This is a genomic window from Sulfurospirillum sp. HTRB-L1, from assembly GCF_059415125.1.
Window position 1 is genome coordinate 251,093 of the sequence record NZ_JCAHZR010000004.1, and the last position, 20,246, is coordinate 271,338.

General features: G+C 43.7%; 20 protein-coding genes. 15 read left to right on the forward strand and 5 right to left on the reverse strand.

Annotated elements, in window-relative coordinates; genetic code table 11:
• Window positions 1–3: 3 nt before the first annotated feature.
• From AC5SLM_RS08990 to AC5SLM_RS09015, 6 genes are all read left to right on the forward strand, one after another.
• Entirely contained in the window at window positions 4–972 is a 969-nt protein-coding gene (locus tag AC5SLM_RS08990) for a hypothetical protein (RefSeq protein ID WP_495250612.1), read from the forward strand.
• Window positions 969–8,327, forward strand: a complete 7,359-nt coding sequence (locus AC5SLM_RS08995) for a two-partner secretion domain-containing protein (protein ID WP_495250613.1) — start codon at window positions 969–971, stop codon at window positions 8,325–8,327. Before AC5SLM_RS08990 ends, AC5SLM_RS08995 begins: the two co-directional genes overlap by 4 nt.
• Window positions 8,324–9,082 carry a hypothetical protein gene (locus AC5SLM_RS09000; RefSeq protein ID WP_495250614.1) on the forward strand — a complete coding sequence of 253 codons (759 nt, stop codon included), beginning with the start codon at window positions 8,324–8,326 and terminating at the stop codon, window positions 9,080–9,082. The genes AC5SLM_RS08995 and AC5SLM_RS09000 overlap by 4 nt, the downstream gene beginning before the upstream one ends.
• Before the next feature lie 121 nt (window positions 9,083–9,203).
• Window positions 9,204–9,866, forward strand: coding sequence for a transposase (locus tag AC5SLM_RS09005; protein ID WP_495250615.1), 663 nt, complete (start codon window positions 9,204–9,206; stop codon window positions 9,864–9,866).
• Between the two features lie 69 nt (window positions 9,867–9,935).
• On the forward strand, window positions 9,936–10,193 hold the full coding sequence (locus AC5SLM_RS09010; RefSeq protein WP_495250616.1) for a hypothetical protein: 258 nt from the start codon (window positions 9,936–9,938) through the stop codon (window positions 10,191–10,193).
• A gap of 133 nt (window positions 10,194–10,326) precedes the next feature.
• The gene (locus AC5SLM_RS09015) at window positions 10,327–10,641 is read left to right on the forward strand and encodes a hypothetical protein (protein WP_495250617.1); all 315 of its coding nucleotides are present in this window, start codon (window positions 10,327–10,329) and stop codon (window positions 10,639–10,641) included.
• A gap of 390 nt (window positions 10,642–11,031) precedes the next feature.
• Here the strand turns inward: AC5SLM_RS09015 and AC5SLM_RS09020 are convergent, their stop codons facing one another.
• On the reverse strand, window positions 11,032–11,370 hold the full coding sequence (locus tag AC5SLM_RS09020) for a hypothetical protein (RefSeq protein WP_495250618.1): 339 nt from the start codon (window positions 11,368–11,370) through the stop codon (window positions 11,032–11,034).
• Between the two features lie 38 nt (window positions 11,371–11,408).
• Between AC5SLM_RS09020 and AC5SLM_RS09025 the strand changes: the two genes are divergently transcribed.
• The 5 genes from AC5SLM_RS09025 (at window position 11,409) to AC5SLM_RS09045 (ending at window position 13,921) form a co-directional block, all read left to right on the forward strand.
• Window positions 11,409–11,951: a hypothetical protein gene (locus AC5SLM_RS09025; protein ID WP_495250619.1), complete on the forward strand. Its 543-nt coding sequence runs from the start codon at window positions 11,409–11,411 to the stop codon at window positions 11,949–11,951.
• Window positions 11,952–12,063: 112 nt separating this feature from the next.
• Window positions 12,064–12,195: a hypothetical protein gene (locus AC5SLM_RS09030; RefSeq protein WP_495250620.1), complete on the forward strand. Its 132-nt coding sequence runs from the start codon at window positions 12,064–12,066 to the stop codon at window positions 12,193–12,195.
• Window positions 12,196–12,212: 17 nt separating this feature from the next.
• A complete protein-coding gene (locus AC5SLM_RS09035; protein ID WP_495250621.1) occupies window positions 12,213–12,710 on the forward strand; it encodes a hypothetical protein in 498 nt (165 codons plus the stop codon).
• Window positions 12,695–13,381 (forward strand): tetratricopeptide repeat protein, encoded by a 687-nt coding sequence (locus tag AC5SLM_RS09040; RefSeq protein ID WP_495250622.1) that lies wholly within the window; start codon window positions 12,695–12,697, stop codon window positions 13,379–13,381. The genes AC5SLM_RS09035 and AC5SLM_RS09040 overlap by 16 nt, the downstream gene beginning before the upstream one ends.
• A 54-nt stretch (window positions 13,382–13,435) precedes the next feature.
• Window positions 13,436–13,921, forward strand: a complete 486-nt coding sequence (locus AC5SLM_RS09045; protein ID WP_495250623.1) for a GNAT family N-acetyltransferase — start codon at window positions 13,436–13,438, stop codon at window positions 13,919–13,921.
• Here the strand turns inward: AC5SLM_RS09045 and AC5SLM_RS09050 are convergent.
• Complete coding sequence (locus AC5SLM_RS09050; protein WP_495250624.1) at window positions 13,912–14,214, reverse strand: AzlD domain-containing protein; 303 nt, start codon at window positions 14,212–14,214, stop codon at window positions 13,912–13,914. The genes AC5SLM_RS09045 and AC5SLM_RS09050 overlap by 10 nt on opposite strands.
• Window positions 14,207–14,884: an AzlC family ABC transporter permease gene (locus tag AC5SLM_RS09055; RefSeq protein ID WP_495250625.1), complete on the reverse strand. Its 678-nt coding sequence runs from the start codon at window positions 14,882–14,884 to the stop codon at window positions 14,207–14,209. Before AC5SLM_RS09055 ends, AC5SLM_RS09050 begins: the two co-directional genes overlap by 8 nt.
• A 107-nt stretch (window positions 14,885–14,991) precedes the next feature.
• Between AC5SLM_RS09055 and AC5SLM_RS09060 the strand changes: the two genes are divergently transcribed.
• From AC5SLM_RS09060 to AC5SLM_RS09075, 4 genes are all read left to right on the forward strand, one after another.
• Window positions 14,992–15,957: a WD40 repeat domain-containing protein gene (locus AC5SLM_RS09060; RefSeq protein WP_495250626.1), complete on the forward strand. Its 966-nt coding sequence runs from the start codon at window positions 14,992–14,994 to the stop codon at window positions 15,955–15,957.
• A 95-nt stretch (window positions 15,958–16,052) separates the two neighbouring features.
• A complete protein-coding gene (moaC, locus tag AC5SLM_RS09065; RefSeq protein ID WP_495250627.1) occupies window positions 16,053–16,526 on the forward strand; it encodes a cyclic pyranopterin monophosphate synthase MoaC in 474 nt (157 codons plus the stop codon).
• Window positions 16,504–16,782: an HP0495 family protein gene (locus AC5SLM_RS09070; protein WP_495250628.1), complete on the forward strand. Its 279-nt coding sequence runs from the start codon at window positions 16,504–16,506 to the stop codon at window positions 16,780–16,782. The genes moaC and AC5SLM_RS09070 overlap by 23 nt, the downstream gene beginning before the upstream one ends.
• A gap of 9 nt (window positions 16,783–16,791) precedes the next feature.
• Window positions 16,792–18,015: a DUF6781 family protein gene (locus tag AC5SLM_RS09075; protein WP_495250629.1), complete on the forward strand. Its 1,224-nt coding sequence runs from the start codon at window positions 16,792–16,794 to the stop codon at window positions 18,013–18,015.
• 15 nt (window positions 18,016–18,030) lie between these two features.
• Here the strand turns inward: AC5SLM_RS09075 and AC5SLM_RS09080 are convergent, their stop codons facing one another.
• Entirely contained in the window at window positions 18,031–18,279 is a 249-nt protein-coding gene (locus AC5SLM_RS09080; RefSeq protein WP_495250630.1) for a DUF3862 domain-containing protein, read from the reverse strand.
• Window positions 18,280–18,354: 75 nt separating this feature from the next.
• Window positions 18,355–19,815, reverse strand: a complete 1,461-nt coding sequence (locus tag AC5SLM_RS09085) for a DUF3373 family protein (RefSeq protein WP_495250631.1) — start codon at window positions 19,813–19,815, stop codon at window positions 18,355–18,357.
• Window positions 19,816–20,246 lie beyond the last annotated feature (431 nt).

A 20,246-nucleotide genomic window follows, 5' to 3' on the forward strand; every position in this document is an offset into this window, starting at 1 on the left:
AAAATGAAAAAAACCTTATGGCTTGTTGTCGTATTTTTAGCTTTGGCATTCCTTTATTTTAACCAAGACAGAACAGCCCTTCATGTTGTCACAAAAGACAAATCCTATAGCTTCACCAAAACAAACCACTTGCAGCACATTTTCACACCCTCGCATACCGTTGAGTATCTCCTTGATGCCCAAGGATTAAAACTGGCAAAAAAGGTAAATGGTGTGCTTAAAGAACGCTATCTTTGGGCTGGCGAAGGGCAACTTCTTGCGGTTCTTGATGCCGATGGAAATGTTTTGCGTCAATACGCCTATGCCGATGCGCAGGCGACACTTCCTCGCAGTATGACAGTCAAAGACAAAACCTATCGCTTTATCTTCAACCCCATGCGAAGCCTAAGAATCGTCATGGATAAAGATCAGCAAATCATAAAAATCATAGACTACAACGATGATGGCCTTATCGCCAAAGACACCCTGCCTTCCTTGAAGGTTGATTTTGCCTACGCAGGAGGCCTTTGGGACGAGGATGCCAATCTTTTGTTTTTCTCACAAGGGGTTTACGACCCTTTTGAGCAAGTCTGGCTTTCTAAAATAAAAGGGGACGACATCATTGAAAACCTTAAACAACTCACTGCCCTCGCCCCACACGATGTCTACCGCTGCAATGCCACCTTGGATGTTTATTATCATGCTTATTTATGCACTGCCAACCAGTGTGGCGGGCTGTACGCAACCCAATACCTTGATTATTTCAACACGCAAGGGGCGATGATAGACAATTCGCCCTACTTTAACCACGCCAAATGCCATCCCCTTGACTTGGCAAACGATGAAGATGCCACCACGTTCTCCCAATGCGTTCAAGAAAGAATATCCCCCCGCCAACCGCTGCCCTTTGATGCATTTTTTCACAATTGCCATCACGAAGTCACAGATATTATCGTTACATGTAAAGCTTACGCCAAAAAAGGACACCCATGAACACCGCTCAGTTTATTTCTCTTTGCACCAGTTTTTTCCTTATCTCCACCCAAACACTCCATAGTGCAAACCTTGCCGTAGACACAGCCGCACCGAGTGCAAATCAAGCTGGGCTCATAGAAGCGCCCAATGGCGTCCCTGTTGTTAATATCGTCGCCCCAAACGCACAGGGCCTCTCCCACAATAAATTTTCCAAATTTAACGTCGAACAGCAAGGCCTCGTTCTTAACAATGCTAAAAACATTGCCAACACACAGCTCGCAGGCTACATCTCTTATAATCCGAAACTTACAGGCAATGCCGCGAGCCTTATTCTCAATGAAGTGACAGGCACAAGCAAAACATTATTGCGAGGCTACACTGAAGTTGCAGGACAAGCAGCGGATGTTATCGTCGCTAATCCAAATGGTATTAGCATCAATGGGGGAGGTTTTATCAACACCCCCAATGCAACCCTAACCACCGGCACACCCGTGATGCACGGGGGCGTGCTTCACGGTTTTGATGTGGAGCGTGGCATGATTGCTATCGACGGGGACGGTTTTAACGCGCACAACATCGCCAAGGTCAATCTCTACGCCAAGGCACTAGAGTTCAACGCCAAGCTGTACGCGGATGCGCTTAATGTCATCGCAGGAGAAAATAGCATCACACTTGAGGGCGCCCATACTCCTAGACAGACAAGCGACGCTGGCATTGCCATAGACTCAACCCTTCTTGGCGGTATTTACGCCAATGTTATTACACTAAAAAGTACCGATAAAGGCATCGGTGTTCACCTTCCACCTGAAGTCTTAGCGCAAAATACCCTTGAATTAAGTGCAGATGGCGACATTGTTGCTTCTAAAATCATTGCAGGCACCGCAGCAACGCTTAACTCCCATAGCGCGGATATTACCCTCAAAGGAGACATGAGCGCCCAAAATATTTCGATTGATACAGCAAAAAAACTTTTGGTTGAAGAAAATAATGTTATCGAAGCTTCTAGCACTATGGTCTTAAAAGCAAAAGACATCCACAATAAGGGCGAGCTCATCACCCTTGAGGGGACCGGGAAAAATACACTGTATGCTTCAAATCACATCAATAATGAAGGACTTGTGGGCGGCTATGATTTGGAAATTGCCGCTAATACTATTGAAAACACGGGTGCATTTTATGCCAAAAACGACTTAGCCCTAGCTTCCAAAAACCTCGACAACGCGGGAGTGATCCGTAGCAATAACGCCATAGACCTCCTCATAGCAGACACACTCACCAACCAAGAAGAAGGCGTTATCTATGGTGATGGGAGTCTAACCATAGCCTCAAACAGCGATAAGGACAAAATCAACACCGTTGCCAACCGCGGACTCATCCAATCAGAAAAAGATATTGCCATTACGGCTAAAACCCTCAACAACACAGCACCTGCACCGACATTCAAAAACACTTCCTCCACCCATACAAAAACCGTTTCAAAGGGAGGCTCCAACGACTATGATATCATCACCACCACAACGTATGAACAGGTTATAGACACCCCAACCGACCCTGCCCTTATCCTCGCTTCTGGTGATATTTTGCTTGATGTTGACACCCTTAACAACGCGTATTCACTAATTGCATCAGATAAAAACATACACTTAAATGCCGCTCAAGTAAACAATATTGGGAAAGTAGTAGTAAGCACAACCACTACCAAAACAGCCCAATACAGAAACGAAAAATACTGCTCTTCTTCTGGCCCATCAGGAACATGCTTTAACCACAAGCACAGAGCAGCATACAGAGGAACATTTACTACCACAAAAACTAGCAAACACCCTTTAGCCAACTATGGCATTCAGGCAAAACATAGCATCACAGGCAATGTCATTACCCTCAATAACATCAGTGACCAACTCACTGGTTCTTTGAGTGACCAACAAATACTCAGCAAACTAACTGCGATAGAGAGCATTGAAGATGGTGTATTTTCCCTACAAACGCTCACGTTAAGCCTTCAAGCAAGCGATGAAACCCTGCTCAATAGTCTAACTGTTGAGGAAACACTGCTATCACAAGTCCTAACCCAAGAGGATTTAACGCATTTTAAAGATGACTTAACAACGCTAAAACAAAACCTCCAAACCACCATCACAGAAAATCAAACAACCCTAACCTCCTTGGAAGACACACTTGAGACTATCAAACAGTTTAATATCCTTCAAGATACTGGTGAGCTTGAAAGCGCCATTAGCCTCCTTAAGGAAAATATAACCCATGCACATAAACACATCGCCAGCTACGAGACGCTGAGCGATAGCCTAACAACAGTGGAAAACCTGGAAGAAAACAAGCAAAACTTGTTAGATTTAAATGAAGAGTTGAAAAATCTCTTTTTGCAAAACCTCCAAACGCTCACAAGCCTTGACATAACCACACTAAATCAAGAACTTGAACACGCTAGCAATACCTTACGGGATGAAGTCAACGTAGCACTTGCGCTAAATGAAAACATTGAATACAAAATCATTACAAACGATGAAGGGCTCTATCAAACCAACACCCACAATGCGCTTGCGCAAACACAATCCGTAACCCCCACAACAAGCAGCGACACCATCATCGACAACATTACTCTCCCCAAGGGAAAATACGGCCTTTTCCTAGTAAACCAAGCAAGCAACCACCCCTATCTCATCGAGGCTAACCCACTTTTTACCAACTACAATACGTTTATTAGTTCTGATTATATGCTCAGCAAACTTGACTACCGTCCTGAGCACACCCTAAAACGCTTAGGGGATGCCATGCTTGAAACTCAGCTTGTCAGCAGTAGTGTACTTCGCCTTAGCGGAAGCCGCTACTTAGAGGGCTATGCTTCTGAGCTAGAGCAGTTTCAAGCCCTCATGGACAATGCCCTTTCTCTGCAAACTTCCCTAGATTTGCAAGTGGGCATCTCTTTGTCTAAGGAGCAAGTGGCCCAACTGGGGAAAAACATCGTGTGGATGGTAGAGCGTGAGGTGGAGGGACACCGTGTGCTTGTGCCTGAGGTGTACCTAGCGAGTACTAACATCAGTAGCGATGGCGCGAGAATAGCCGCAGGAGAGATAGACCTTGTCATCCAAGACACCCTTTTAAACGATGGGCTTATTGCCTCAGAAGGAACCCTAAGCATTGCTACAGGTGCTAGTCTCTCTCATCGCAACGGCACCATCACCTCAGAGGGCGACATGACCCTTGCATCTGGCGGAGTCCTTGAAAACCTAAGCGGAACTGTTTACGCTGGGGGTGACATGCATCTTCGTGCCGACACCATCCTTAGCTCCGCTCTCACCCAAGATAAAACTTACACGTATACCCAGGGCACCCAAACCCTCACGCAAAAAGGCAAAGCGGCGCAGTTTATTTCTGGTGGCGATGTATTGATGGAAGCAAATGAGGGCATTACACTTGCCAACACTCATGTAAAAGCCGTGGGAGACATACTACTCTCCGCTATTGACGGTACTGTAGAAATAGAAGCATTGGAAACTAAAGAGAATTATGACTTTCGCCTGAGCAAAGGCTACAACAAAGGCGAGTCTATCACGCATGCTACTTCGACAGTTGATGGTAGAAACATCGCCATTAATGCCAATCACATCAATGTGGTGGCATCCAACATGAATGCGAGTGATACTATTGTTTTACAAGCTAAAGAGAGCGTGAACATCTTGGCCTCCAATGATCTTAGCTACCAAGATACAAAAATACAATCTTCCAGTGGATTTCTTGGTAAAAAAACACAACAAGACACCCTCTACAAAGAAACCGTAGTCCAAAGCACCCTTGATGCCAACAACATCCTCATCCACTCTAGCGACGGAGACGTCATCCTCGAAGCAGCCAATCTTGTTGCTAAAGAAAACATCATTGTGGACGCCAAAGAGGACATCACTGTTCTTGCCAAACAGTACAAAGAAGGCGAACTGCACTCGGTGAAAAAGTCTTCATGGGGAGGGCTCAAGCAAAGTGCCTCCATGAACAGAGTGGATGCCCTCAATGCCCAAGAAGCACACCTTCGCACCGAAGCACTAAACATCATCTTAAAATCAGGCAAGGACATCAGGGTCATTGGCTCCAACCTCGATGCGGCTTCTGACCTCCAACTTCACGCCGCCAACGAAGTGCTCATTGCGGCCGCGCAAGAATTTTCCAAGCACGAACAATGGAGCAAGAAAAGCAGTTTTAACCTCGGCAATCTCATCGCCTCCCTTGCCACCTTAGGCTTAGCAGACACAGGGCCCGTGTATGCCATGGAACTGCAACACGACCAACAAGCCGCCACAAGTGCCAAGGCCTCTTCCCTTAAAAGCGGTGGTGGACTTTACATTGAAAGTGGCAACACCAAGATACTGGGTTCTTCTTTGGAGGCACACGATGCCTTGCATATCACTGCATCCAAAGGTGACATTGAAATCCTTGCCGCCCAAGAAACAGCCCAAACGTCTAGCCATTTCGAGAAAAAAGAGCTACGCCTTGCAAGCATTGCAGAGGTAGCACAAGCACTAAACCCTAAACTTCCCGGAGAAGATACGAAGCTTAAAATCACCCTTGCCGAAGCCACTTACGACAAAGAGGTTCTCAATACCCAAGGACTTACCCACAAAAGTGCTTCTCTTAAAAGTGGTCAAGGTGACATCGTTCTTGACGCCCAAGAAAACATTCACGTCCAAGGCTCCACCCTTGCTGCCCAAGAAGACATCCGCCTTACCACCCAAGAAGGCGACATCGCCATCACAGAATCCATCGACGTCTTTAGCAAGGACAGCCAAGAAAAACATGCCAGTGCGACCATCAGCCTCACCGTACAAAACGAATACGTAGAGATTGGTTCAGCGGTTAAAGCCGCTGCCGAGTCAGCCGAACAACTTAAAAAAGTGAAGGATGAGTACAGCCATTACAAAAACGAAGTGGGTAAACTAGAAGCCATACTGGGTGACCTAACCGTGCGCTACAGAGCTAAAGAGGCAGGGATTGACTACGAAGACATTGAAGATTTAAGAGAGCTTATCGACCACATCAAGGATAATGAAAAGTACTATGTTGCTGCCATCGCTGCTGCCTCGGCCGACCTTGCTAGTAAAACGGTGGCTATTGCCGCTCAGGTTGCTACAGCGGTTGCAAGTTCTGGGACATGGGGCTTTTCCATAGGTTTGGCCCTAGACCTTAAAGGGGAAAGCCTCTTGGAAAAAGCAGGCATCACCCACTCCCTTGCCTCCACCTTCTTTGCACAAAACATCTCCATCGTCACAGGGGCGCACCACGACACTACCCTAAGCGGTTCAGCCTTGGTGGCCAAAGAGAACCTAGACATCACCACCCACAACTTACATGTAAGCGCCTCCGCCGACACCACTACTTCCAACCAAGAGAGTAAAGACCTCAGTGCGTCTCTTTCCATGACCATGTACGGAGGCGGCAGTGGACTGGGCGCTTCCTTGGGGTATGGGCAGGGACATCAAAGCAGTGAGAGCACCACCCACACCAATGCAGAACTTCTTGCCCAAAACATCACCATAGAAACCACCAATGATGCCTCCTTTAAAGGAGCCACGGTTCATGCGCAAGAGTCCCTAGACCTTAAAGTCGGAGGAGACTTAAGTGTTGAATCTGTGAGAGATAGTAGCTCTTCCAATTCTAAAGGGTTTAACGTCAGTCTGAGTGCCTCTTTGGGAAGTGATAAAGAGTACACCAGTGGTTCGCGTGCACAACAAAATGCACTCAACAATACCGTAGGTGCAAGAGTAGGCGATGGCTTAGGCAGTACAGGAGCCAGCTACGGAGCAAGTACGGGAACAAGTCAAAGCAAACAAACCGTTCTAACTTCGCTTACAGGAGAGAATGTCACCATTGATGTTGAAAACAACACCCATGTTAAAGGCGCACTGATTGCCGCAGGAGGGAGCAATGAACAAGGTGAGTTTGAGGATAATGGAAAGCTAAACCTAAGTACAGGTACTTTAACCTTTGCAAACTCTACCAACTCTCAGTATAGCTCAAGTAACAGTTACAGTGTAGGAACCAATATAGGCTATACCACAGGGAAAAATACCCAAACCAATGTGGAAGAAACCACAGGAAAAGTAAACTCCTCTACCCTCTCCCTCTCCAATGAGATGGGTTACTCCAGTTCTAAAACTCTAGCAACCGTGGGTGAAGGAACCTTACATGTAAAAGATACAGAGAACTCCGATGAGCTTGAAAGGCTTAACCGTGATACCAGCAAGGTGAGTAAAGAACTTTATGGAGGAAGTGTGGGGACTTCGGTGAGCGCTACGCTGGACCATAGGCTGTTGAGTGAGGAGGGAAGAGCGCAGATAAAGCAAGAGTATGAGGAGATGAATAAAAATATGAATATAATAGCTGGGACACTCCCCAATGCAAATAGCGATAATCCCGTTGAGGCTGTGACAGGAGAAGTGTGGAATACGTTGACCAAATATCTCTCCCTAGGACTCATTCCATCTAATGAAAATCGTGGGGGTGTTTTGGCCCAAATTCCTATTTTAACCGGAACGGAGGATTCAGCACATATGGCATTGCAAGTTATTAATCAGTCATCGGAGAAGTTCAATCAAAAAGACTATATAAAAATGGAAGACAGCAGCTACTACAAATCTTTAAGTGCGGAAGATAAAGCATTTTTTGAGGGTAAGGATATATACGTTTCAAGAGTGCCTGTAGAAATTACATCCCAAAGCGCAACGTATCAAAACGCCATCAACGGCATGATGAATTCTATTGGCGAAGCCATTAAAAATGGGCTGCAACAAACAGGGCAGTCTGGAACAGATAGCCCCGTAGAGCTTACTGTAGCGTATAATCCATCTTACGGCTTTATACCTGATTTACTTGAATCATTTGTCGACAAGAGTGGAGTTGGCACCACAGGTATCGCGAAACAAACAGGGCAATTTGTCAATGAAGTCTCAAGCGCAAGAGGCAGTGAAGGTTCCAACTTTGCAATGCACTCACAGGCCAATGCGATTGTCCATAATGGCATCGTTTATGTGCAAAACACAACAGGATTCCAGCCTGTAGGGTATTATAAAGCTAATGAAAATGTTCCAACTTTTGTTTCTTTTGGTTCACCAATGAAGGGAGAAGATATGCGTAAAGTAATTGAAGGTAGTTTGGGCTATACATATTCGGGTTCTTATACCAAACCCAATGACTTCATAGGAGAGGTTTTAGGTGGGAATAGTGGCAATAACGAACAAGCGGACTTAATACAAAAAGCAAATATCCTCAATGCGTATAAACTTTTTACCTCTGATTCACCGCATAGTACTTATGTTTGTGAAAATTACGCGGACCAAGGCGTACAATGTGGGTATAGAAAATGAGACATATATTAATAGCAATTTTTACATTATTAACTTTTACTGGGTGTTTAGCTAAAGATTATGCACCAGGGACAGAAACTATGATGGTTGATAATGTAAGACTCTATAGTCACAATAAAATTATGTCAATAGAAGCACCTTTCAATTTAGGGGAACCCTTTAAAGGATTTTCTACTTCTTACAAAGACTTTTTAAGTCTTACAAGATTTATCCGTGGCAGAATGGTAGAGAAGGTACTTATTAACAATTATTATATATCACCAGAGGGAGATATATTTAATTCTTTCCAATATTTAGATAAAAAAAATAGTGATATTTTTGAGAAAAATATTCAAACAAATAAAAATACTACATATTACAATGAAAAATACGGAATAAAATACTATGAAGGCTCTGTAAATTATATAGACGGAATTAGATGTAGATCATTTTCACAAAAAGAAAAATACCGAGAGGATTATGACCATAAGATTACAATAAATACCCAAACATATGATATTTTTTGTAGCTACTATGATGTATCTGGAAAAGGAAGATTATTGTGGATAACTTATGAATATAATTATTCTTTTGGAAGTCAGGCATTGAAAGGTCTCGATGAAAATTTAAAAAGTCAAAGCTTAAAAGATATCCAGTACCAATTTAAACAAGACATAAAAGCTATTTTTGATTCACTTCACATTCACGATATGGATAGAGCAAAAATGAAAGAGCTAGGACTCTTGCATAATAAAGCGTATGAAATTAAAGAATGATTAGTAAAAGAGGCAAAGGCAAGGACAGGGGATAAAGGGGACGGATAAAGGGGACAGGCTACTTTAAATAAGTATTGTGCTAAACTTTTTCTAAAATCTTTACATGTAAAAGGACAAATCCATGCCACGCATTGCCAGAGGTGAGAGTATTGGAGGCATTTATCATGTAATTAACCGTGGAAATATGCGAATGCAAGTGTTTGATGATGCTGGAGATTATGCTTATTTTTTAAAGTTACTTCAGGATGGCTTGAAACGTGAAGCGGTTGAACTTCATGCGTATTGTCTGATGCCAAACCATTTTCATCTTTTGCTTGTACCTCTTGCCAAGGGAAGCCTGAGTCGCTTGATGCAATGGGTGATGACGTCGCATGTGCGTTATTATCATCGAAAGAATAAAACATCGGGACATATTTGGCAAGGGCGATATAAGAGTTTTATGGTTCAAAAAGATAATTATTACCTCTCACTCTTGCGTTACATCGAAGCCAATGCCCTGCGTGCTAAGCTGGTAAATGAAGCTGAAGCATGGGAGTATGGCTCCTTATGGGAGCGAATGAATCAAGAGAAGCAGTTACTCGATGAATCTTTGATAGCATTGCCAACCGATTGGGCTTTACATGTAAACACGCCTTTAAGAGATGAGGAACTAACAATAGTACGTAATAGCGTCAATCGTCAAAGTCCATTGGGTGAATTAGAATGGATGGAAAAAACAGCACAAGAGTTTGGACTCTCCTCAACGCTCAACCCACGAGGAAGACCAAAAAAGAAAGAAGAATGATGATAAAAAGTAGCCTGTCCCTATTTTCTATTTTCTATTTCAGTAAGTATTGTTTTGAGCGGTTGCCGCATGGGACCAAGTACCTATGAAATATTTGAATATCATAGAAATTGGAATGTAAGAGTTATAGATATTCCAAAAGTAAATTATAGAATAAGAGAGGTTTATAGTGAAGATAAATATATTTATAAATTTCAATATCCCAAAGGCTGTCATTTTGGATATTTAACAAATAGAGACGATAAGCCTGAAAAAGTTATAGGTTGGATTATAATCTCTGGCAAAGAATTTTGTAAAGAACAACGAAGTTATAGATTAGTTCAGTAAAAAAATCAGCTACTTCATTTGCAGCAGGGACATTCATGCAAGATAATTATCAATATATCCAAGATGCGAGACACTTCTTAAATGAAAACAAAGAAAAACAACAAGAAGCTATAAATAATGCAAAGGATAATAGATGAGAAATATTATACTTATCACTACAGTAAGTATTGTTTTGAGCGGTTGCTATATTGGACCTGCAACATATGAAATATTTGAAAATAATAATAATTGGAATATAGGAAAGTCAGGAATCCCAAATGCAAATCCTAAATTAAGAGAAATTTATAGTGAAGATAAATATATATACATCTTTAGAAATAGCCCCAAAGGTTGTGTGTATGGATATTTAACAAATAGAGATGATAAGCCTGAAAAAGTTATAGGTTGGATTATAATCTCTGGCAAAGAGTTTTGTAAAGAACAACAAGCTTATGGGTTTCAAATTTAAAGATGGAGGGGACAAGGCTACTTTACTAAAATTATGAGATAAATATTTTACATGTAAAGAAAAAGCGGCCTCGCATCATTCAAAATCCACTCAAAAAGAGCTTTTGGACAGTAAGGCATAGGAGTAAAGGCTAAACTTTTAACTTTTCAGTAACTTATAGAAGAAAAAGTGCGATTTTGCGGATAAAACCCTTTACATGTAAAGGTAAAAAAACACTGGGGAACTGAATCAAACGCGAAAGACAAAAGTCTAAAATGCACTTATATCAAAGAAACAGATTCGTGGGACTGCATAGGAAGAGAAACAGGTAGACACTGTACGCGAAAAAGAACAGAGAAATATATTTGGGATTGTAAAGACAAATAAAACTAAGGAAAAATATGAAATCTATTAAATTGCTTTTAGTGGCGCTTGTGCCACTGGTATTTCAAGCATGTGCTGCGAGTAAAAAAATCTCACACACAATGACGTTGTCAGAACAGCACTGATGAAATGTCCTGGACCTGAGATGAACATCTCTACAGTACCTTCACGTGGTCCTCCTGCTGATGCCATGGCAATTAGTGCTATCAAAACAGCTAGAAATGATGGAGGGTTTTCTAAAGAGTTTGCAACATTTATAAAATCTGATCCAAAAAATGAGCTAAAAGGCATTTCTATTTGTGTTATCGGTATAGCAAATAGCCAAGAATTAACAACTGAAGCGGTTAGAACAGGTGTTGTTCTCAATTCATTCCATAATTATAAATCAATCCAAAAGGAAAAAGATGAAAAATACAAAACGAAATTTAGTTTATGTACTCTTTGTACTGATAGCATTCATATTTACAGGCTGCGCTGCAACACAACCCTCTGCGCCTTTAAGCGGAAAAGTTAAATTTGATAAAATTACTCTAAATTTTATGCAAAAACATATCCCTAGAACAAAACAATATCAATCGCAAGATGATGTTGAAAGAAAATTAAATGATGAAATTATCAAAAATTTAGAACTTAACAATATGCTAGATGCTAATTCAACAGATGAGTTGGTTATTACTATTGATTTTAGAAGAATTTTTATGGGTGAAGATATGCCTATTTCAAAATTAAGAAGTGACACGATAGCTTCCCCAAAATTAGGTTACGATATTAAAATAATACGTGATGCAAAAGTTTTAAGACATTTACGCAAAACAAACTTGAACTATAGTGCAGGTTTTGCAGGAAATATAAAACATATCATGATGATGGATAAAGAAAACGAGCGAGAAAATGGAGCCATTGGCGCTTTAAGCAAAGATATTGTGGAAAAAGTAAAGGAATTTTAATTGTTAAAATGTTTACATGTACAAAGATAAAACAACAATGGAACATAAGTAAAGCCAATGAGTTGTTATCACTACCGCCCCCGAGCACACCCTAAAACGCTTGGGGGATACCATGTTTGAAACCCAACTTGCCAGTAGCAGTGTGCTTCGCCTTAGCGGAAGCCGCTACTTAGAGGGTTATATTTCTGAGCTAGAACAGGCGCTACTCTTGCCTTTGTTCCATAATAATCCGTCTTACATGTAAAGAAAAAAGAGGTAAAGATGTTCAAAACCACACTACTGCTATGCTTGGCGATTTTATTTTCAGGTTGTGCAACAAAGTCGCCCTACACACCCCCTACAGAAGGACCAACGGCAACCTTGGTGCTCCCTGTTGGTTTTACAAAATATTCATTTGGCTTTAGTGGGGCTTCTACCCACTTCGCCATTGGTGATGCCTCGGGCTGCGGAAAAATTTATGAAGCCAAAGAAGCGCCCAAAGAACAAGAAATGGTAACCTACAAAATTCCCGCCAAAAAAGATGTCTTTATCCACCACTGGGCATACATTAGAAATGCATCATGCACTATTGTCAAAGTCATACCTAATGTTGAAGAAGGAAAAATCTACGAAGCCAAAGGGGCAATGGCGTGGAACGGGGCAGGCTTAAGGTATGAATGCGCACTTGTCATCATAGAAAAATCCGGACCAAGAAAGGTTTTTGTAAAAACCGAAGAAGCAGAGGTAAAAGGAGGGTATCGAGTATGCAAAAATCCATAAAAATTCTACTCTTAGCCATACTTTTAACGGTTTTAACTTCATGCGCATCACACCCTGCTACCCCTGCTCTTGACATGGGCAGCGTGCAACAACAAGCAGAATCTGGCGACAAACATGCCCAATACCAGCTTGCGCTGCTTCACGCAAACCACGGGCACTTTCCAGAAGCTTTTGAATGGCTCCAAAAATCAGCCGTGCAAGAGCACCCTTTGGCACAAAATGAACTGGGAAACATCTACCTCGAAGGACGCATGGGAGAAGAAAAAGACCCAACCCAAGCATTTGCATGGTATCAAAAAGCAGCGCAAGGCGGGTACTTTGACGCCATCAACAATCTGGGGTATCTGTATGATTTGGGTAAGGGGACAGACCAAGACCACGCCAAAGCGGCCCAACTCTACGAACTTGCCGCCTCAAAAGGCTCAATACGCGCCATGTACAACCTTGGTCTTTTGTACCAGCAAGGTCAAGGCGTGGAAAAAGACATGGTGCAAGCGTACAAGTGGCTCGATCTTGCAAGGTACTATACGGGCAGATCAAGAGATATGGCCCTTAAATGGGCTATTAGAAAACAGTGGGATGAATTAGAAGCAACCATGAGCTCTTCTGAAAAGAAAGAGGCAAGAGCACTGGCTTCTCAATGGCAGAAATCTATTGCATCAAATCGCTAGATGCCTAATAAGATTGCGCATATTTCAGGCACTTCACACCCTGTAAAAGGTGCTATGATTCGTACACTAATTCCAAAAGAGGCACGCATGCTTACATGTAAAGTTTCAACTCAAGACCCAACCTTTTATGCCCTCACCAAGGCGTTGGACGCGGAGCTCGCGTTGTGCTATGGAACGTTGCAGTCCCATTATGACGCGCACAATGTCGTCGAACACATTCAAACAGCAGTGGTTGGCTTTGTGGAGGAGGAAGGTATTGCCTGCGGATGTTTCAAACCCATCGACGCAACTACGGTGGAAATCAAACGCATGTTTGTTGTACCAAACTACCGCCGAAAGGGCTATTCTTCCGCTCTTTTGCAAGAACTCGAAGCGTGGGCACGTACCCTAGGGTACACAAATGCACGCCTTGAAACAGGTAAGGGGCAGCCCGAGGCCATCGCCTTGTACCAAAAACACGGCTATGGCCTCGTTGCAAACTTTCCACCTTATGTGGGCATGGACAACAGCGTGTGTATGCACAAATCTCTTTACATGTAAAAGGCACGCCCAAGCGCCACCACGGCTACACCCAAGACCAAAGAGGCCACCACGCTTCTTGTCGTATAGACGCACAGGGCAATGAGCACGGCTGCAACCCCACCCAAGACCCCTTCTTTAAGGAGAGAAGGCACCACAAGGGCAATCAAAAGCGCAGCAGGAAGCACGTCTAAAAAGACTTTTACCCGCCCCTCACGCGCAAGCTTGTTTGAAAACAGCAATCCGCAAAGGCGCAAGCCGTACGTGCCCGCAGCAACAGTAAAAATCACCACCAATGCCGCCATATCACCCATGACTCTTCCCCCACAACGCAGCACTTAGCGCTCCCGCAAGGGCGCCAAGGACGATGTAAAATTTCCCCGGTATCAACGCTTCTGCCACGCTTGCTACCACCGCTGCCACACCCCAAGGAAGGAGGCTTTCTTTGCCGCGGAACATCAAAAAGGCCAAGGCCAAAAAGATAGCAGTGAAGGCAAAATCTAAGGCATATTTTTCAGGCTCAGCGATAAACCCTCCAAGCAAATACCCCGCCACCGTACTGGCGTTCCACATCAGCACCAAACACACTCCGCCGCCAAACAAAAACAAAGGCGTGATGGGTTCTTTGTGCAATCTGCCCATGGTCACCGCCCAGTTTTCATCGGCTACCAAGTGCATGTAGCGCATTTTTTCACCCAAAGTACTTGACTTAAACAAAGGGTTCAACGACGCACCGATAAGAAAATAGCGCAGGTTTATCATCAAAGCAGCGGCAATCATCCCCAGCACATCAAGGGTTTCGCCCCACATTTCCACCAATACAAACTGCGAAGACCCCGCAAAAATAAAAAGATTCATCAGCACCATTTCGTGCAAGGCAACGCCCGCTTGAGAACTGAGCATCCCGCACACAGAACCGTAAACAGCAACACTAAAACCAATGGGTAAATTGGCCACAAAGCCATTTGCAAAATCATGTTTCATGAGGGGTATTATAGAGCAATCTCACACAAAACTTGATAGGTAATATGCAAATATAACACACAATTTTGGTTACTTTTTTTATAATTACTCCACCAAAAAGGAGACCCATGCGCAATACTATTTTTACGCCCCTCAAAGCCCTGCTCTTTTCCCTCGTCTGTTTTAGCATTTCACTCGCCCTTGAACCAAGCCTTCTAAAACCTTCCTCCTTTGGCGAACACGCCGATGCGCTAGCTTCCATCGCTCTCAATCCTGAGGGTACCGCCCTTTTGGCCGCAAGCTTTGATGGTTCTTTAAAGCTCCTAGACGCGCAATCAGGCAAGGTCACACACACGCTAAAAGGACACACGGGTGCCGTTCAAGTGGCCATTTTTAGCCCAGATGGCGAGATTATTGCCGCAGGAAGCAAAGACAACACTGTACGCCTTTGGGATGCCAAAACAGGCGCGCTTTTGCACACCCTTGAAGGCCACAGCGCAAGCGTCTCTTCTCTTAGTTTTAACCCCAAAGGAACTCTCCTTGCCTCAGGCAGTGAAGACAAAAGCGTCATTGTGTGGGATGTCGCCACGCGCCACGCGCGCCACACCCTCACCGGCCATGAAAGTTGGGTGCGCTCCCTTGCGTTTAACCCTGAGGGCACCGTCCTTCTTTCTGCTAGCTACGACCACACACTAAAACAGTGGAGCATCGCCTCAGGCAAAGAGCTTCAAACCCTCAAAGGCCACACAGGAAGGGTTGAAAAAGCCCTTTTTAGCCCTGAGGGCACCACTATCGCTTCTGCGGGAGAAGACAAAACCGTACGCCTTTGGGATGCCAAAACAGGCGCGCTTTTGCACACGTTTACCGAAGCCAAAAGTTGGCTTTTTTCCCTAGGGTTTTTTCCAGATGGAACCACCCTTGTCGCGGGAGATTTTAACGGCAACCTCTTATTTTGGAACACAACAACACGGCAATTTCTCCACGAACACACGCACCACAAAGACTTGGTTTCCTCCCTTGCCTTCCACCCCAAAGGCACCCTCTTCTTCTCAGGCAGTTGGGACAAATCCATCCTCTTGTGGCGCTTTCCCTAACACACCGCCAAAACCCTTACATGTAAAGACCCAAAAAGGCACTTAAGGCCTTTTTGGGTACAATCTCTCTAAACCCTACGCAACAAGAGGCACCCATGACACTCACCCATCTTGATGAAAAAGACCACCCCAAAATGGTCGATGTTTCCGACAAAACCCCCACCACGCGCGTTGCTATCGCTAGTGGAACCATCACTATGAGCCAAGAAGCGTATGCTATGGTAGTGAATGAAAAAGCCAAAAAAGGGCCTGTCTTACAAACAGCCATCATCGCAGCCATCCAAGGCACCAAGCGCACGCCTGAGCTCATCCCCATGTGCCATCCCTTGCTTCTAAGCTCCATCCATTGTGATGTGGAAGAACTGCCCGCACTTCCTGGCTTCAAACTCAGCGTCACCGCCAAACTCACTGGACAAACGGGTGTTGAAATGGAAGCACTCACGGGAACGAGTATCGGCCTTCTCACCATCTACGACATGGTCAAAGCCATCGACAAAGGCATGGTCATCTCCAATGTCCAACTTGAGTCTAAAAGTGGAGGCAAAAGTGGCAACTACGTGCGATCTTAACCTTGCCCAAAAAGAAGTCCACATCGACTACCCTTGCCACTGGGAATACAAGGTCATCGTCCACGCCCACGTGGATATTAAAACGCCGTTGACTGAAGTGCTTGAAAGCAGAGAATACAGTCTAACCTTGTCTAACAATTCCAAAGCAGGCACCTACACTAGCTACAGCGCGCGCGTTCTTGTTGTAAGTCACGAAGAGCGCAAAGCCCTTTTTAACGCGCTAAAAGCCCACCCTTCCATCAAATACGTTCTATAAGGAGCACCCATGGAATCCGTTCAAACCATCTTTGCCAATTCTCTTAAAGAAAACAAAACCAACCCCGTCCTTCCTAGCCTCATCGAGGAACTCAGTTTTGAGCTTTCCCGCAAGAAACTCCAACGCCTCAAAGACCCTGCTCACATTCAAAAACGCATTGGGGAACTTTTTAGCCTCTATAGCCACGTGTTAAAAGAAGAGGGACTAGATACCCCCCAACTCTTTACATGTAGCATTGATGGCCTCATCAAGGCGGCCAGTTTTGATGAGAGTGAATTGCTATTTAAACGCATCTACGAAAAAGAGCAACTGGAAAAACTCATCGCAGGACAAAAAAACAGCATCAAAACGCTGATTGCCTCCACCTATGCAACCCTCGAAGAAACCATCGATGTGGCAGAACACAATGCACCGCTTTTCATCGCCTTGCATGATTCTAAGCTGCGCGGCATTGAGATGTTAGGTATTCTCCAAGAAACCACCCAAGAAGCCCTACTTACCACCATCGAAAAAGGCAGTGACATCGAAGACACCGCCGCAGAAATTACCAAAACCATCTCCTACCAAGCCATCAACGAAGGAGAGTTTACCAAGCAGCGCTTTTTAGATGTCGCTAGGGCAATCATTGGCGTTTCAGTGGAAATCGCCGACACCGACCAAGCCTTTGCCAAAGAGTTGCTACACGGCTGCGTACACGGCACCAAAGAGGGCATCGCCAAAGCGGTAGAAAAGTTTAAACACGATTTAAAATTTACCCCCGAAGAAGTCGAGGCACTACTTGGTAGAGAACTTTCTGAAACCAAAAAAGAACTGCTCAAGGTCGACGAAGAGTACATTGCCATGCTACGTTCTTGCGCGAGTCAAAGCAATGGCATTTCAAAAGGTATCCTTGAAGAGATTTTAAACGAAGAGCTCGACACAGCCTTTGCCAAAATGCAACGCATCACCCACGAAGCCGCAGAGGCCATCAGCGACCGCATCGAAGAGATGCGTGAAAATGCTTCACACTTTGAAAAAGATTTCAAAGAACGTGCTTCCAAACGGTTTGATGGGTTTAAAAAAGAAGTGGAAGAGTTGGAGAAAAAGGCCAGCGAACGCATGGAAAATTTGCGCAAAAACCCCAAGGCTCAAGAAGCCAAACGCTTAGGCGAACGCGCTTGGGAAGTAGCCAAAAGCATCACAGAAGGCGCCATCAAGGGCGCAAAAGACGCCATGAAAAAAGAAAACAAGTAGGGTTTCCTACTTGTTTTACTGGATACCTTGCGCGTTGATAAGCACCGCACGGTCGGCAATGAAGCGCACTTTAATGTTTTTAGAAACATTGCCCCACACGCAACTGCTTGCCTCGCCAACACTATCACAAGAGTTAGGCTTGCCAAGCACGGCAACCGTCGCGTCATAACTCATCCCAACCCGCAAACTGTCGTAATTTTCCTTGTTCACTTTAGAACATCCCAAAAACACCAACAGTGAAAAAACCAAGATAAAAGTCCGCATGAAATCTCCTTTACATGTACGCCTTACAAGCAAGTATGATTCCCAAAAAATTGGGGGAAATATTCCCCCAACCTATTAATAGCGGTAGCGTAGTGAAAGACGAAGGTTTTGAGCTTTTTCTACAGCACCAGGAGTCTCAGAAACTTTCATAGGTGTTCCTGTTTGACCAAAGAACATATCGCTCCCCGTGTAGTCATAATCGATGTAGGTATAGCGCAATTGCGCGGTTAGATTATTGCCCAATAAAGGAAGGTTGTAGTACATCTCATAGGCATCGCCACGCGTAGCTAACTTAGAGCCCACCAAGGTATCTTCACCATAGGTAAAGCTTCTCCAGTATTTGGAACCGTGATTGTATTCAAATCCGATTTTATCCTTCTCAAAAAAGCCAGGAATTTGAACACCCACATAGAAAGAGTGGCCTGTTTTTTTGTCTTGAGAACCGAGCATACCAACGGGTGCTTGAAAGTATCCTGTAGCAGGATCGAATCCACCAACTACAGTTTTATTTGGTTCTGTATGACTAAACGCGTAAGAGGCAAATACTGTCGTATCCATCAAAAAATCATTTTCATAGGAAAGGCCGCTAATCTGAAAAGAAAGGGCGCCTCCTAACATATCCCCCACATCTGCAAATTTAAATTTACTAGGATCTGTGCCATCAGTAAAATCCAACCCCATCAAATTCCACGCCTTAAAGACATTGGCCATGACTTTATACTGCCCATCATCATACAACTGCATCATTAGGCCCGCTAAATCCATATGGGGATTCATGTCGTCTTTACTATAACCTGGAGCAAATCCTGAACCGTTAGAGGAATAAGACCCTCTTGCCTCGGAGAATCCACGACCCAAGCAGAGTTTAAAATACATCCCAGAAACACCTGTCACTTTTTCCACATCAAACATAAAACTGGCACCATCAAATTCCATGTTAATATTATGGCCGATGGGCGAAGCAGGGTAGGCATTGTCTTCACGCAAATTGGTCAAAAAGCCATCCACAGAAGGCCGACGACCAAAGCTTGCGGTGTAAGGAACCTCGCCCATTTTTCCAAAATAAAGAAAATAGGCCTCCCTCAAGCGCAAGGTTGCATCATTGGGTTTTTGTGTCCCGTACCAATCAAAATCTTGAAACATGCTTGTGCCAGCCATGTTAGTTTGTCCAAAAGCCTTGTACACACCTAGTGCCCCACGAAAAACAAGGTCTTCACGCGGCTGTGCGCCCATACCTAAAATAAGTTTATTAGTCCAAACATTATTGCTAACATCTTTTCCGCCGTTGATTTTATAATCTACGATATCGTAAGAGGTGCGAAAATCCACATCAAACTTGACGTTATCGCCCGCAGAATGTGCCCTGACTTCATTGATTTGGCGCTGCAATGCGTCTATATTAATCGCCTCTTGCGCTGCTCTTAATTCCGCAATTTGCTTTTTCATTTCCTCGAGTTGCGCTTGCATTTCTTGCGATGCAAAACCCGATGTAACTAAACACGCGCCAACCACCATTGGCGCAATAACTCGTTTCATTCCTTCTCCTTTAAGAATACCCGCAACCTTCACGACAGCTTGCGTGGGATGAAAAAGTTCTTCGACACACAAAGAACTTTCCTAGACACACCTGACACTTTATTCGTCAATCATACAGCAGTCAATCTAAAAAAATATTTAAATTTCTCTAAAAATTTAAATTTACATATATTTGTTAATTTTAATTGACAAATATATGTCCATAGAATGGTACTTTTGTGCTAATACGGGGTTTTAGTTAACTATAGTTAAACTTTTAAAGTATAATGTATTCTAATAATTATTAAGGAGTGGTCAATTTTTATCCTTACATGTAAAGCCAAATCTCTCCAAAAGCAATCCTGCCAGAAAAAAGACGAATGTAAGATAAAAATTAAGAAAAGAGAGGAATAGTTGAGAATAAAATGCATAAATAAAAACAAAAATAAATA

Bases quoted from the DNA above. Each gene is read 5' to 3' on its own strand.
- AC5SLM_RS09060 (WP_495250626.1), top strand. From the start codon at position 14,992: ATGCGCAATACTATTTTTACGCCCCTCAAAGCCCTGCTCTTTTCCCTC.
- AC5SLM_RS09010 (WP_495250616.1), top strand. From the start codon at position 9,936: ATGGGACCAAGTACCTATGAAATATTTGAATATCATAGAAATTGGAAT.
- AC5SLM_RS09000 (WP_495250614.1), top strand. From the start codon at position 8,324: ATGAGACATATATTAATAGCAATTTTTACATTATTAACTTTTACTGGG.
- AC5SLM_RS09040 (WP_495250622.1), top strand. From the start codon at position 12,695: ATGCAAAAATCCATAAAAATTCTACTCTTAGCCATACTTTTAACGGTT.
- AC5SLM_RS09085 (WP_495250631.1), bottom strand. From the start codon at position 19,815: ATGAAACGAGTTATTGCGCCAATGGTGGTTGGCGCGTGTTTAGTTACA.
- AC5SLM_RS09055 (WP_495250625.1), bottom strand. From the start codon at position 14,884: ATGAAACATGATTTTGCAAATGGCTTTGTGGCCAATTTACCCATTGGT.
- AC5SLM_RS09030 (WP_495250620.1), top strand. From the start codon at position 12,064: ATGTTTGAAACCCAACTTGCCAGTAGCAGTGTGCTTCGCCTTAGCGGA.
- AC5SLM_RS09050 (WP_495250624.1), bottom strand. From the start codon at position 14,214: ATGGGTGATATGGCGGCATTGGTGGTGATTTTTACTGTTGCTGCGGGC.
- AC5SLM_RS09025 (WP_495250619.1), top strand. From the start codon at position 11,409: ATGAAAAATACAAAACGAAATTTAGTTTATGTACTCTTTGTACTGATA.
- AC5SLM_RS09080 (WP_495250630.1), bottom strand. From the start codon at position 18,279: ATGCGGACTTTTATCTTGGTTTTTTCACTGTTGGTGTTTTTGGGATGT.
- AC5SLM_RS09075 (WP_495250629.1), top strand. From the start codon at position 16,792: ATGGAATCCGTTCAAACCATCTTTGCCAATTCTCTTAAAGAAAACAAA.
- AC5SLM_RS08995 (WP_495250613.1), top strand. From the start codon at position 969: ATGAACACCGCTCAGTTTATTTCTCTTTGCACCAGTTTTTTCCTTATC.
- AC5SLM_RS09005 (WP_495250615.1), top strand. From the start codon at position 9,204: ATGCCACGCATTGCCAGAGGTGAGAGTATTGGAGGCATTTATCATGTA.
- AC5SLM_RS09035 (WP_495250621.1), top strand. From the start codon at position 12,213: ATGTTCAAAACCACACTACTGCTATGCTTGGCGATTTTATTTTCAGGT.
- AC5SLM_RS09015 (WP_495250617.1), top strand. From the start codon at position 10,327: ATGAGAAATATTATACTTATCACTACAGTAAGTATTGTTTTGAGCGGT.
- AC5SLM_RS09045 (WP_495250623.1), top strand. From the start codon at position 13,436: ATGATTCGTACACTAATTCCAAAAGAGGCACGCATGCTTACATGTAAA.
- AC5SLM_RS08990 (WP_495250612.1), top strand. From the start codon at position 4: ATGAAAAAAACCTTATGGCTTGTTGTCGTATTTTTAGCTTTGGCATTC.
- moaC (WP_495250627.1), top strand. From the start codon at position 16,053: ATGACACTCACCCATCTTGATGAAAAAGACCACCCCAAAATGGTCGAT.